This window comes from Micromonospora echinospora (assembly GCF_014203425.1).
GTDB lineage: Bacteria > Actinomycetota > Actinomycetes > Mycobacteriales > Micromonosporaceae > Micromonospora > Micromonospora echinospora_A.
In genome coordinates, this window is the sequence record NZ_JACHJC010000001.1 from 3,570,960 (window position 1) to 3,584,311 (window position 13,352).

10 protein-coding genes are annotated in these 13,352 nt (G+C 72.4%); 8 read left to right on the forward strand and 2 right to left on the reverse strand.

Translation table 11 applies throughout. The features are described 5' to 3' along the window. Positions 1-19 precede the first annotated feature (19 nt). Both FHU28_RS16600 and FHU28_RS16605 read right to left on the reverse strand, forming a co-directional pair. On the reverse strand, positions 20-904 hold the full coding sequence (locus FHU28_RS16600; protein WP_184685216.1) for a WXG100 family type VII secretion target: 885 nt from the start codon (positions 902-904) through the stop codon (positions 20-22). Next, complete coding sequence (locus FHU28_RS16605) at positions 901-1,311, reverse strand: YbaB/EbfC family nucleoid-associated protein (RefSeq protein ID WP_184685218.1); 411 nt, start codon at positions 1,309-1,311, stop codon at positions 901-903. Before FHU28_RS16605 ends, FHU28_RS16600 begins: the two co-directional genes overlap by 4 nt. Before the next feature lie 254 nt (positions 1,312-1,565). Here FHU28_RS16605 and FHU28_RS16610 point away from each other — a divergent pair, with 254 nt between their 5' ends. From FHU28_RS16610 to eccB, 8 genes are all read left to right on the forward strand, one after another. Continuing rightward, a complete protein-coding gene (locus FHU28_RS16610) occupies positions 1,566-1,886 on the forward strand; it encodes a WXG100 family type VII secretion target (protein ID WP_073829923.1) in 321 nt (106 codons plus the stop codon). 39 nt (positions 1,887-1,925) lie between these two features. After that, positions 1,926-2,228 carry a WXG100 family type VII secretion target gene (locus FHU28_RS16615; RefSeq protein ID WP_116510285.1) on the forward strand — a complete coding sequence of 101 codons (303 nt, stop codon included), beginning with the start codon at positions 1,926-1,928 and terminating at the stop codon, positions 2,226-2,228. Between the two features lie 123 nt (positions 2,229-2,351). After that, the gene (locus FHU28_RS16620; protein ID WP_311773599.1) at positions 2,352-3,209 is read left to right on the forward strand and encodes a hypothetical protein; all 858 of its coding nucleotides are present in this window, start codon (positions 2,352-2,354) and stop codon (positions 3,207-3,209) included. 42 nt (positions 3,210-3,251) lie between these two features. After that, positions 3,252-6,203 carry a hypothetical protein gene (locus FHU28_RS16625; RefSeq protein WP_184685222.1) on the forward strand — a complete coding sequence of 984 codons (2,952 nt, stop codon included), beginning with the start codon at positions 3,252-3,254 and terminating at the stop codon, positions 6,201-6,203. Between the two features lie 2 nt (positions 6,204-6,205). After that, a complete protein-coding gene (locus FHU28_RS16630; protein ID WP_184685224.1) occupies positions 6,206-6,604 on the forward strand; it encodes a hypothetical protein in 399 nt (132 codons plus the stop codon). Continuing rightward, positions 6,565-10,560, forward strand: coding sequence for a type VII secretion protein EccCa (gene eccCa, locus FHU28_RS16635; RefSeq protein ID WP_184689618.1), 3,996 nt, complete (start codon positions 6,565-6,567; stop codon positions 10,558-10,560). The genes FHU28_RS16630 and eccCa overlap by 40 nt, the downstream gene beginning before the upstream one ends. Positions 10,561-10,573: 13 nt before the next feature. Next, positions 10,574-11,983 carry a type VII secretion integral membrane protein EccD gene (gene eccD, locus FHU28_RS16640; protein ID WP_184685226.1) on the forward strand — a complete coding sequence of 470 codons (1,410 nt, stop codon included), beginning with the start codon at positions 10,574-10,576 and terminating at the stop codon, positions 11,981-11,983. A 6-nt stretch (positions 11,984-11,989) separates the two neighbouring features. Beyond that, positions 11,990-13,345 (forward strand): type VII secretion protein EccB, encoded by a 1,356-nt coding sequence (eccB, locus tag FHU28_RS16645; protein WP_184685228.1) that lies wholly within the window; start codon positions 11,990-11,992, stop codon positions 13,343-13,345. The last annotated feature ends 7 nt before the right edge of the window (positions 13,346-13,352 follow it).

Genomic DNA, 13,352 nt, shown 5'->3' on the forward strand with positions numbered 1-13,352 from the left:
GGCGGCGGGTGGTGGTGGCTCAGACGCCGGGGATGATCGGTGTCGGCGTGCCGTCCGGCGCGTAGCTCAGGTATAGCGGCTGGTAGCCGGGGACGGTGGGGTCGGCGACCGGGTTCTCCTTGACGACGAAGAACCGGCCCTGTCCGGGATCGATCGCCCTGCCGTCCGGGGTGGTGACGGGCGTTCCGGCCAGCGGGGTGATCGAGTCGTAGAGGTTCGCGTCCACCCGGGTGCTGCCGTCCTCGAACGGGTTGAGCGCGATCAGCCGGTACCCGTCGGGCAGCGGCCGGCCGCCGACGTGCGCGGACGCGTACTCCGGCTTGGAGAAGTAGGACGAGATGGCCGGCTGGGCGGCGGTGAGCGGGATCAGCGGCTCGGCGGGCTTCACCGGCAGCAGCGGCGTGCCCTGCTGCCGCGCGACGAGCCCGGCCTGCTCGGCGACCGGCTCGCCGACCGCCCGGCGGCGGGACAGCAGATGAGGTCGGCGCGGCTCACCCTCCGCGGCAGGTTCCGGCACGTCGCCGGTGACCGCCGCCCGGATCGGGTACGCGGGGCGCCGCAGGCCGTCGAAGTCCTTGGCCAACATCCGGCTGACGTCGGCGGCGGCCTCGTCGGCCTCGCGGTACGCCCGGCCGCTCTCCTTCAGGCCCTCGGCGGTGTAGTGCAGGGTGCCCTTGACGCCGCCGATGATCGCTTCGAGGTTGTCCATGCCCTGCAGGAACTTCTCCGAGAACTCCTTGCCCATGTCGTCGTCGCCCCAGGCGTTGGAGTACCGGGCGCGCAGCGCGGTCACCTGGGCGAGGTAGCTCTCGTAGAGCTGGACGTGCGACTCGTACGCCTTGCCGAGCCCTTCCACACCGTCCGGGTCGACCCACAGCCGGCCGCCGGGATTGTTGCTGATCATTCGGGTCCCCGGGTCAGGAGTTCCCGCACGCTCGTCACCATGCGCGGCTCCTTCGGCAGGAACGCCTCGGCGCCGGCCTGGCCCCGGACCAGCTTGTGGGCGTCGAGACCGTCCGGCAGCATCGGCGCCAGCAGGTCGGCCGCCTGGTTCATGACCTGTTCCTTGGCGTCGGCGTAGGTGTCGAGGATGAGCCGGGTCAGGTCGGCGGTGGTGAGCCGCTTGTGGGCGCCCGAGGGGAACTGGATGTCGGTCAGCACGCCGTTCTGGCCCACGGTGACGCTCACCTCGCGCCGCGGCGACGACGCGGTGGCCGAGAGCGCGCTCATCCGGGTCTGCATCTCCGTGAGGCTGTTGCGCTGCCGCTCGTACTCCTGGAACAGGCCTTCGATGCGCTCGCTGTAGTTCAAGCCGGACCACTCCCTCGACGTCGCGCGCTCCAGTGAAGACGCGCCGGTCCGGCGGCCGGAACTCGGATCGGGGATCAGTGCATGAAAGTGCAACCACTTTTCCCGGCCTCCCGGCCGTGGCCGCCGGGCGCGGGGGCGCTGCCGTGCAATGTTGGGTGACGTTCGGACATGGCGGCGCGACGGAGTTGCGCCCGCACGGGGCGGCGCATAAACACTCTTCCCTGCCACCTTTCCCTGACATGAGGAGTCCGGCCGTGACGATGCCGACCGTCAGCACCACCGAAGCGGGTATGCAGCGGGCTGCCCAGGAGTTCTCCGACAAGGCCACCGAATTCACCGGCCAGCTGCGCGCGGTCAACGGGCAGATGGCCGTCCTGATCTCCTCCTGGACCGGCCAGGCGTCGCAGGGCTTCAACCAGGCCATGGACAACTGGGAGAACGCGTTCCAGCGGGTGATCAACGAGCTGCTGAACATGCTCGAGGTCATGGGCGTGACCACCAAGGGCTACCAGGCGGCCGAGGACGAGGCGTCGAGCGTGGCCAACTCCTTCGGCGCGGCCCTGCCGGGCATCTGAGCCGTACCCCCGATCCCCTGATCTCCCGAGAGGACTGACGTGTCCAACTACACCTTCGACTTCGTGCAGGCAGACGCCGTGCTGACCGACATGCACCGCATCAACGGCCAGATCCAGACGTCGCTGGAGGAGATGGAGCGCACGGTCGAGGCAAGCCTCGCCGAGTGGACCGGCGCCGCCCAGCAGCAGTACCACGTCTCGAAGGCGGCCTGGAACCAGGCGGCCGACTCGATGGTGGGCTACCTGGAGCAGGCCCGGCAGACGCTGCTGCGGATCTCGGACAACTACGGCACCACCGAGCAGCGCCACGCCATGATCTGGAACGACGTCCGCGGCGGTTGATCCGCCGGGCGGCTGCCGCGGACGCGGTGCGGCAGTCTCCGTCGTCCGTCCCCGGCCCGGTGAGCTAGACGACCCGGGCCGCTGGGGTCTGCGCCTTCGTCCCGCCGTCGACAACCGAGTGGAGTGAGTTCCTTGGCCCGCATTGACTGGGGATACGCCAGCCCCGAAGCCATCGCCGCGATGAACGCCTACGGCATGGGCGACGCCGCCATCGGGAAGCCGGAAGGCACCACTCAGGCGGCGTACGACTCCTGGATGGCCTACTACCACGAGCACGGCAGGAACAGCCGGTACGGCACGGGGGTGAACCTCGAAGGGTGGAAGAACGAGGTTCGCGCCGAGCACCCGGAGTGGATCGAAGCCCGCGAGTGGTACGACAAGAACGTCCTCGACATCAACGGCTGGCGGAACCTCGTCAAGGAGTACAAGGCCAACATCACCGACCCGTCGAACGTGAAGCCGCCCGCGTTCACGGACAAGCCCGACTGGATCGACGAGACGAAGACTCCGACGAACTCGGGCTTCACCCCGCCGGGCATCAATCCGACGTTCAAGGGTGACACCGCCTCGACCAGTGGCGTGGCCGTGAACACCGCCGCGCTGGAGTGGTTCGCCAACGAGGTGCTGGGCCGGATCACCGGTCCCGGGAACGTCCTACTCACCACTGTGGATCAGTTGAACGCGGTCGACCCGCGGCCCGGCGCGTTCGCCCGCGCGGAGGTGCTGCGGCAGGCGGTGGTCGGGGCGACCGCCCAGGACGGCGGCGTCAAGGGCGACACGAAGGACATGCTCGTCGACATGAACACGGCCCTCCTCGCCGTGCAGCACGCCCTGCTGAAGATGGCCGCCCAGTACAAGAACCTCGAAGAGCTGAACTCGCTGACCACGGAGAAGCTCACCGAGGTCATGGGTGACTCCTTCAAGGGCCTCGACAACCTGAGCACGTACGGCCAGAAGATCATCAAGACCGACGGCAACTAGCGCGGGCGAGCGGCTCTCGCCGCTCGCGAAGAGGGACGGGGCATGGGCAACGGTCTCGGTGAGAGCAAACTCGACGGGTGGAACGACCCGGCGGAGGAGGCAGGAACCTTCCCGCCGAAGGTAATTCCCGTCGGTGACCTGTACGACTACCGGACCTGGGCGACCGAGACCCGGGGCTGGCGAAAGCTCGAGGCCGCGGTCAACGGCGGCGCCGCGGTGTTCAGCGAGGCGGGACTGCAGTACGCCGCCTCGCGCGTCAACGTCGCGTCGGTGGTCGAGGCGGCCCGGGCCTTTCAGGCGACGCAGGATCTGCTGATCTGGCTGGAACAGACCCTCCGTACCGCTGTCGCCTCCATGGTCGGTGACGAGAAGGCGTGGAAGGGGCCCGCCGCCAGCGCGTTCCGCGACAAGATGAACTTCTACGCGGACCTGCTCGGCAAGCAGGCCGAGCACCTCGCCGGCGGCAAGGTTCCGGACTCCACCACAGCGGCGAACGCCGTCAACTCCTCGCCGAACCTCACGTCGCTGCCGTCGCAGCTCTACGACGCCGCCAACCACCTCTCCTGGGCCCAGCAGACGATCGCCTACCTGGACGGCGCCTGGGCGACGATCGCCTCCCAGAACGGCGTCGGCAGCGGCAGCGGCCCGGTGCCGATCAGCGGCACCGAGTACGAGAAGCCGATGGCGCAGCAGATGGCCGAGGTCGTCCACACGGTCGCCGAGCAGTACCGGATCACCACCGACAAGGCGAAGACGGCCGGGGTCACCATGCCGACGCCCAGCATCAGCATGCCGACGACGTCGCCGTTCCCGACGCAGAACATCACCACGATGAACCTGTCGGCACCCCCGACGCTCACCCCGCCGGTGTTCACCACGCCCTCCATCGGCGGCATCACCACCGCGCCCTTCACCGCGCCGCCGAACATCACCGTCCCCACGATCACGCCGCCGAACCTCAGCGGCATCGGCGGCCCGGGTCCCGGCCAGGGTCCGGGGAACATCACCCCACCGTCGTTCTCGGGCCCGGGTGAGATCGGTGGCCCCACCCCGGGCGGAGGTGGCGCCGGCGGCGGACTGCCCGGATTCGACGCCCCGGTGTTCAACGGCCCGGGCGGCATCGGCGGGGGCGGCGGTGGTCTCGGCGGTGGCGGCGTCCCGGGCGGGTTCCCCGCGGTCGTGCCGCCGGGCATCAAGCCACCCGGCTCGGCGAATCTCGGCGGCGGCTCGGCCGGCGGCGGTTCGGTGAAGCCGCCGTCGTTCTCCGGTCCGGGCGAGGTCGGCGGTCCGAAGCCCGGGGGCGGAGTCGGCGGGGGCACCGCCGGCGGTGGGTTCACCCCGCCCGGCGTTCCGGGACTCGGCTCACCCGGCGGCGTCGGCAACGGCGCCGGCGGTAGCCCTGGCCTGCCGGAGAAACCGGACGCGAACGGGCTGCTGGGCAACGGCAAGGACTTCACTCCCGGCGCGATCAGCGGCGTGGACATCCCGGCCGCCCCCGGTGGCGCGGTGCCCGGTGGTGGCGGTTTCCAGTCGCCGATGATGCCGGGCATGCCCGGCGCCGGTGCTCCCGGCGCCGGTGGCGGTGGCGCGCCCGGCGTTCCCGAGGCGCCGGACGCCAAGGGTCTGGTGCAGGGGGACGCGGCCGACTGGCAGTCGCCCGGGTTCGACGGCGTGCAGGTTCCCGGTGCCCCGGCCGGCGTGTCGTCCGGCGGCGCCGGGCTGGGCGCGCCGATGCCGGCCATGCCCGGCATGCCGGGCCCCGCGGGCGGCGCGAACAGTCCCGGCGCGACCGAGTCGCCCGACGCCGGAGGGCTGGTCAGCGGCGACGCCGACGACTGGCGGCCCGGCGTCGACGCCGGTGTGCCGGACGGGTCCGGCGGCGCTCCGGCCGGTGGCGACGGGCTCGGCGGCGTCGACGGGCCGCAGCTTCCCGCCGTGTCACCAGTGAGTCCGGACGTCGGTGTCGAATCGCCGGTGGCCACGGCGCCGGCCGGCGCCGGCATGCCGATGATGCCCGGAGCGCCGGGCGCTCCCGGCGCGGGTACACCCGCCGGTGGCGTGCCGGACGCGCCGGACGCCTCCGAGTTGATCGAGGCGGATCCCGGCGACTGGAGCCCGTCCGCCCCGGACACGGCAGCGCCGGACGCGCCGTCGGGCACGGGAGCGGGCGGCGCGGGGCTGGAGAAGCCGGTCCGGTCGACGCCGGACGTGCCGCCGCCGCTCGCCGGTGACTCGTCCACCGGCGGGGTGGTCGTACCCGAGGCGACCCTGCCCGGCCGGACGGAGACGATGCCGGTGGCCGTCGGGACGCTGCCGCCGACGCCCGGCCCGGCGGGCGGCCACGTGCCCGCCGGAACCCCACCCGCGGGCAGGCCCGGCGTGTCCGGGCCGGTCCGGCCGGGCGGGGCCGACCGGATCCCGGCCGGGCCGGAGGGTGGCTCGCCGGACGCGGACGTGGTGGGGGAGTCGCGCGAGACCGACGGCGCCGAGCCGCCGGGCGCGTCCGTGGCCGAGGTGGTCGCGCCACCCACTGTGGTGGAGGTGCCGACGGCGGTGGAGCCGCCCACCGGTCAGGCGGACGGCGGAGACCCGGACGGGACACGCCGCAGGACCGGCGGCGGCGTCCCGGTGGCGGACGTCGAGACCGTCGTGCTCCCCGGGGCGCTCGGGCCGGCGGGCGCCGCCGTCGTGGCCGGTCTCGCCGGCCGGGGTCCTCAGCCGGGCGGCCCCGACGACCCGGCCCGGGCCGGTGCGCTGCGGCGTCGCTCCGGACGCGACGGTGACCGGGAGCCCGCGGACGGCGCCGACAGCACCGCCGGGCTGCGCGAGGACGACGCCGTCTGGGGCGACGACGACACCCGCCACCACTCCGCCGACGACCACGTCCCGCTGGTCCGGCCGGACGAGGACCCGGACGACAAGGCCGGGTGGGACGACCTCAGCGACGCCGACTGGCTGACCGGCGCGCCCGCCGACCAGGGCACGGAAAGGTGACCATGTCCGACACACCGGGGCCGCGGCGTGCCGTGTGGCGGCGGGTCGCGCCCACGAAGGCGCCCCGGCCGGTCGACGGCACGTTCGACTTCTTCGGCGCCGACCTGGACAAGATGCGCCGGTGCGGCGAGCCCGGGGCCGGCGACGCGGAGTTCATGGAGGCGCTCGCCACGGCGGAGAAGGAGGAGGCCGAGCGCGCCGAGGCGTTCTGGGCCGAGCAGGACCGCCGCCGCAAGGAGGAGCAGGAGCGGGCGGAGAAGGAGAAGAAGCGCCAGGCCGAGGAGGACGACGACGTCAAGGTGGCCGAGCGTTACCGCAACGACCGGTACGCCGTGAAGCTGCTGCGCCAGGAGAACACCGCCTGGGGCGGCGACGACGCCGGGGTGGAGAGGCTCGGATGAGTACGGTCACCGTCAAGCGCCCGCCCCGCGCCACCGGTCCGGAGGCGCCGGAGGGCTCGATCGAGCTCCAGGAGCCGCCGCTGATGGCCGAGGAGGCCCCCCTCGACTTCCGCTCGTTCGCGATGGTCGTGCCGATGGGCCTCGGCATGGGCGCGATGCTCGCCATGTTCGGCCTCTACAACCGCGCCCCGATCATGTACGTGATGGGCGGCGCGATGGCCGGCGGCATGCTGCTCATGGGCGTCATGCAGATCGGCCGGGCGGCCTCCGAGCGCAAACGCAAGATGCGCGGCGAGCGGCGCGACTTCCTGCGCTACATCGGGCAGCTGCGCAAGCAGGCCCGCGACGCGGCCGACCAGCAGCGCCGGCACGTCCTGTGGAACAACCCGCAGCCGGGCTGGCTCTGGTCGATCGCGATGGGCAGCCGGCTGTGGGAGCGGCGGCCCAGCCACGACGACTTCGGCCGGGTCCGCATCGGTCTCGGCCGGCAGGCCGCGATGCTGAAGTTCAACCCGCCCTCCACCAAGCCGATCGAGGATCTGGAACCGCTGTCGTCGATCTCGCTGCGGCGCTTCTCCGAGGCGTACCGCACGGTGTCGGGCATCCCGACCTCCGTCGGCCTGCCGAGCTTCACCAGCGTCGAGTTCGAGGGGGCCGTCGACCCGGCCATCGACCTGGCCCGCGCCATGGTGGCGCAGCTCGCCACCTTCCACGCCCCGGACGAGCTGCGGATCGCCGTGCTCGCCGCCGAGGTGCACCGGGGCCCGTGGGAGTGGGTCAAGTGGCTGCCGCACAACGCGCACCCCACGGCGTACGACGCGGCGGGCCCGGTCCGGATGTTCGCCGGCAGCCACGACGCGCTGATGGACATCCTCGGCCCCGAGATCACCGACCGGGGCGACCACGACCGGGCCGTCAGGCCGACCACGAGCGAGCCGTTCCTGGTGATCGTCGCGCACCTGGTGGACCTGCCGGACAGCTCCCGCCTGCTCGGCGCGGGCATCCGCAACGTGGTGCTGCTGGACCTGACCGGCGCGATGCCCGGCGGCCCCAAGGTGCTGCGGCTCACCGTCACCGACGACGTGGTGGAGTTCCCGGCCGGCGCGACGACCGGCACGGCCAAGCGTGACGGGCTCGACGAGACCCAGTGCGAGGCGCTCGCGCGGATCATCGCGCCGAAGCGGACCAGCGGCACCCTGGACGTCTCCGACGAGCCGCTGGACACCAGCTTCGAGCTGACCACGCTACTCGGCATCCGCGACGCGATGACCTTCGACGTGCAGGCGCTGTGGCGGACCCGGACCCCGCAGCGCAACCGCCTCATGGTGCCGATCGGCGTCACCGAGGAGGGTGAGGTCATCGAGCTGGACCTGAAGGAGTCCGCGCAGGGCGGCATGGGACCGCACGGGCTGCTCATCGGCGCCACCGGCTCGGGCAAGTCGGAGCTGCTGCGTACCCTCGTCTGCGGCCTCGCCGCGACGCACAGCTCGGAGATCCTCAACCTGGTGCTCGTCGACTTCAAGGGCGGCGCCACGTTCCTCGGCATGGACAAGCTGCCGCACACCTCGGCGGTGATCACCAACCTGGCCGACGAGCTGCCGCTTGTCGACCGGATGCAGGACGCGCTCAACGGCGAGATGACCCGGCGGCAGGAGATGCTGCGCGCCAGCGGCTACGCCTCGCTGTTCGACTACGAGAAGGCGCGCGGCAACGGCGCGCAGCTCGTGCCCTTCCCGGTGCTGCTGATCATCGTGGACGAGTTCAGCGAGCTGCTGTCCAGCAAGAGCGAGTTCATGGACCTGTTCGTCTCCATCGGCCGCCTCGGCCGGTCGCTCGGCGTGCACCTGCTGCTCGCCTCGCAGCGCCTGGACGAGGGGCGGATCAACCGGGTCGAGGGACACCTGTCCTACCGGCTGGCGCTGCGCACGTTCTCCTCGATGGAGTCCCGGTCGGTCATCGGCGTGGGCGCGGCGTACGAGCTGCCGCCCGAGCCCGGCAACGGCTACCTGAAGGTCGACACCACGAACCTGGTGCGCTTCAAGGCGGCGTACGTCTCCGGCGCGTACACCGGAAGCGGCCGCCTCAGCGGCGTCGTCGACGCCGACGACGAGCTGACCGCCGACGTGGTGCCGTTCACCACCCGGCAGGTCGCCGCGCGCCACGACCCCGGCCGGGACCGCCCGGTCGAGCAGGCCGAGGAGCCCGCCGTGGACGCCGGCGGGCCGAGCCTGGTCGAGGTGCTGCTGGACCGGCTCGCCGGCTCCGGCCCGCCGGCCCGCCAGGTCTGGTTGCCGCCGCTGTCCAGCGCGCCCAGCCTGGACTCGCTGATGCCGAGCGTGCTGCCCGACCCGGTCCGCGGCATGACCATCGACGACCCGCAGGTCCAGGGCGGTCTGCGGGTGCCGGTCGGCGTGGTGGACCGGCCCGCCGAGCAGTTGCGCGAGCTGCTGGTGGTGGACCTGAACGGCGCGGACGGCCACGTCGGCATCGCCGGCGCGCCGCAGAGCGGCAAGTCGACGCTGCTGCGCAGCCTGATCCTCGCGCTGTCGCTGGCGAACACGCCCCGGGAGGTGCAGTTCTACGGCCTCGACTTCGGCGGTGGCGGTCTCGCCTCGATCTCCGGCCTGCCGCACGTCGGCTCGATCGCGACGCGGATGGAGCGCGACCGCGTCGTCCGTACCGTCGAAGAGGTCCTCCAGGTCATGGAGAAGCGCGAGGCCGAGTTCGCCCGGCACGGGCTCGACTCCATGTCCAGCTACCTCGCAAAGGTCGCCGAGGGGGTGATCGAGGACAGCTTCGGGCACGTCTTCCTGGTCATCGACGGCTGGTACACGATGAAGCAGGACTTCCAGGAACTGGAGCAGAAGTTCCAGGAGCTCGCCTCGCGCGGCCTGTCGTTCGGCGTGCACGTGATCGTCACCGCTACCCGCTGGTCGGAGCTGCGTACCTGGATGCGGGACCTGCTCGGCACCAAGCTGGAGCTGCGGCTCGGCGACGCGATGGAGTCCGAGCACGGCTCCCGCAAGGCGGCCACGGTGCCGAGCCAGGTCGGCCGCGGCCTGACCGAGGGCGCGCTGCACTTCCTGGCCGCCCTGCCCCGGATGGACGGCAGCTCCGCGGTGGGCGACCTGGCCGAGGCGACCAAGTCGGTGGTCGAGGAGATCAGCACGTTCTGGCCCGGTCCGACCGCCCCGCCGGTACGGATGCTCCCGGCGCACCTGATGGTCGAGACGCTGCCGCCGCCCGAGTCCGAGTTCAAGGTCGTCATCGGCCAGGACGAGCAGCGTCTCGCCCCGGTCTGGCACGACTTCATGGCCACCCCGCACATGCTGGTGTTCGGCGACAGCGAGACCGGCAAGACCAACATGCTCCGGCTCGTGCTGCGGGCCATCCAGCAGCACTACCCGCCGGAGCGGGCGAAGGTCGTGCTCGGCGACTCCCGCCGCGACCTGGACACCGCGATCGGCGCCGCGTACCAGGTGGGCTTCGCGTTCACCGGCGACAAGATGTTCGAGCTGGCCGGCCAGACGTCGGTCTCGATGAACCGGCGGCTGCCCGGGGCGGACGTCTCGTCGGAGCGGATGCGCAAGCGCGACTGGTGGGAAGGGCCGGAGCTGTTCGTCATCGTGGACGACTACGACCTGATGACCAAGGGCACCGGGATGGGCTCGACGCTCGACCCGCTCCTGCCGTTGCTGGCCCAGGGCACCTTCATCGGCCTGCACGTGATCGTGGCCCGGAGCACCTCCGGCGCGATGCGGGCCATGATGGACCCGGTGATCCGGCGGATGTGGGAGCTGGGCACGCCCGCCGCGCTCTTCTCCTACCCGAAGGAGGAGGGCAAGTTCCTCGGCGAGGCGAAGGCCCGCCAACTGCCGCCCGGGCGCGCCCAGCTCGTCACCCGGCGCGGCGTACGTCTGATGCAGACCGGTTTCGTGTCGGACACGGCCCGATGAGAGAGGCTCGCTGGTGAGCGCAGCGCTTGACGACCAACTGTGCCGGATCACCGTGGTCGGGCCGGCCCGCCGGGCCGACCTGGCCGTGCCGGCCCGGATGCCGGTGGCGAACCTGATGCCGCTGCTCGTGCGGCACACCACCGACCTGGCCCGGGTCCCGGACGGCGACGTGCCGGACGAGTCGTGGGTGCTGCAACGTCTCGGCCAGGCGCCGTTCGAGCTGTCCGGCACGCCGGAGAGCCTGGACTGGCTGGAGGGCGAGGAGCTGCACCTGCGCCCGGCCGAGGATCCGCTGCCCGAACTCGACTTCGACGATCTGGCCGAGGGCGTCGCCACTGTGGTGAACCGGCGCGCGGACCGGTGGCAGCCGGAGTACCGCCGGGTGCTGTTCCTGGTGCTCTCCCTGGTGGCGATGGGGCTGCTCGCCGCCGTACTCGTCGATCGCGGCCCGGTGCTGCCCCAGGTGATCGGCGGCGCGGTGCTCGCGGCCGGTCTGTTCACCGCCGCTATGGTCAGCGCGCGCCAGCAGACCGACGGCGCGTTCCCGCTGCTGTTCGGCGGCGGCGCGGCGTTCTTCGCGGCGGTCGCCGCGTCCAGCGCCGTCGACGGCGACCCCGACGGCGTCGCCTGGAACGCCGACGCCGCGCTGGCCGCGGCCGTCGCGATCGTCGCGGTCACCGCGTTCCTGCTCGTCGCGCAGCGTACGGTCACGCCGGTCATGCCGTTCGCCCCGCTGCTGATCGTCGCGCTGACCGCCGCGATGGTGGTGCTCGTGCTGCTGGCCGGCGCCGGCTTCCAGCTCACCGCGCCGGAGGTCTCCGCCGTCGCCGTCTCGGTGATCCTCGTGCTGATCGTGATCGCGCCCCGGGCGGCGGTGAAACTGGCCCGGCTGCGCGGACCGCAGTTGCCCAAGACCGGCGCCGACATGTCCTACGACATCGAGCCGGAGGACTCCGACCTGGTCAAGGCCCGGGCCGACGAGGCGGACACCTACCTGACCGCCTGCATGACCGCCTCCGCGCTGGTCCTGCCGGTCCTGCTGCACCACACCATGCAGGTCCCGGGCTGGTCCGGGTGGACCCTGGTGCTCGTGACATCGAGTGCAATCCTGTTGCGCTCGCGTACCTTCTTCGGTTTCTGGCAGCGGATCGCCCTGGTGGCGGCCGGTACCGTCGGCTACCTCATGGTGGCCCTGATGTTCTCCGACACGCTCGCCCCGGCCGGCCGGTACGTCCTGCTCGGCGGGCTCGTCGCCCTCCTGGTCCCGCTGGTGATGGCCGCGCTGCGGCCGTGGCCGCGGCGAATGCTGCCGTTCTGGGAGTACACCGCGGGCGGGCTGGACGTCGCCACCGGGCTGGCCGTGCTGCCGGTGCTCGCCCAGGTGCTGGGGCTCTACGCCTGGGCCCGCGGACTGTTCGGGTAGCCGACCGTGCAGACCCAGCGCGACCATGTGCACGCCCACCAGTTCATGATGGGCCGGCTCAGTTCCGCCCTGGTGCAGGGCGACCCGTCGACGGCGGAGATCCCCGGCCGGCGCGCCGTCACCGGCCTGGCCTTCGGCGTGCTCATCAGCGTGCTGGTCGTGGCCGGGTTCGCCGTCTACGGCTGGATCGTGCCCGGCGGCAGCAAGGCGTACACCAAGGCCGGCGTGATCCTGGTGGAGAAGGAGAGCGGCACCAGGTACGTCTACCTCGACGGGATGCTGCGGCCGACGCCGAACCTCACCTCGGCCATGCTGATCCAGGGCGGCGCGGCCACCGTGAAGCTGATCTCCCAGGAGTCGATCAAGGACGTACCGCGCGGACCGTCGATCGGCATCGACGGCGCGCCGCAGTCGATCGCCACCGGCTCGATGGTCGCCGGGCCGTGGCTGGCCTGCCTGCCCGGCTCGGTCGCCGACACCCCCGGCGACCGGCTCGGCCTCAACCTCGACCCGCGCGCGGAAGCCACTGCGGTACCGGCCGACCGGTTCGTGGTGGTCCGTGGCGCCGACGGGCCGACCTACCTGGTGACCGCCGAGCGCAAGTACCGGGTCGGCGACCCGGCAGTGCTCGTCGCGCTCGGCGCCACCACGACCCGCCGGCTGCCCGCGCCGGAGAACTGGCTCGCCTTCCTGCCCGACGGGCCGGCCCTGGCGCCGGCCACGATCCCCGGCGAAGGCCAGTCCGGCCGGGTCGGCGACCGTACGTACCCGGTCGGCACGCTGTTCCGCCAGCAGCCCGACACCGGCGCGGAGCAGCTGCTGGTGCTGCGCCGCGACGGCCTGGCGCCGCTGAGCCGCACCGAGTTCCTGCTCGCCACGGCCACCACCGGCGCGAAGGTGGTCGAGTTGACCGCCGCCGACCTCGCCGCGGCGCGTATGTCGACCGACCGGTCGCTGCTGACCCGGCTGCCCGACCTGACCGGCCTGACCCCGCAGGAGCCCGCCCCGAACGCGCTGTGCCTGCGGCAGAGTGCCGTGGACGGCACGCTGTTCGCCAGCACCGCCGTCCTCGTCCCGCTGGACCGCTCCGGCGTCGGCCCCGCCGGGCAGACGTCGGTACACACCCGGCCGGGCAGCGGCATGGCAGTGCTCCCGGCGCCGTTCGCCTCGGACACGGTGCCGCCCCTGCCCACGTACATCGCGGACGACGGAAAGGCGTACCCGGTCGGCGACCAGGACTCGGCGAAGGCGCTGAAGCTCGACCGGGTCACGCACGTGCCCTTCCCGAAGGAGTTGCTCGCGTTGCTGCCGCAGGGCCCGGCGCTGAGCCTGAGGGCCATCGCGGCCGCGGAAGTGGGGTAGGTCGACC

Excerpts from the sequence above, each read along its gene's own strand:
- FHU28_RS16600 (WP_184685216.1), bottom strand. The coding sequence starts at position 904 with ATGATCAGCAACAATCCCGGCGGCCGGCTGTGGGTCGACCCGGACGGT.
- FHU28_RS16625 (WP_184685222.1), top strand. The coding sequence starts at position 3,252 with ATGGGCAACGGTCTCGGTGAGAGCAAACTCGACGGGTGGAACGACCCG.
- FHU28_RS16630 (WP_184685224.1), top strand. The coding sequence starts at position 6,206 with ATGTCCGACACACCGGGGCCGCGGCGTGCCGTGTGGCGGCGGGTCGCG.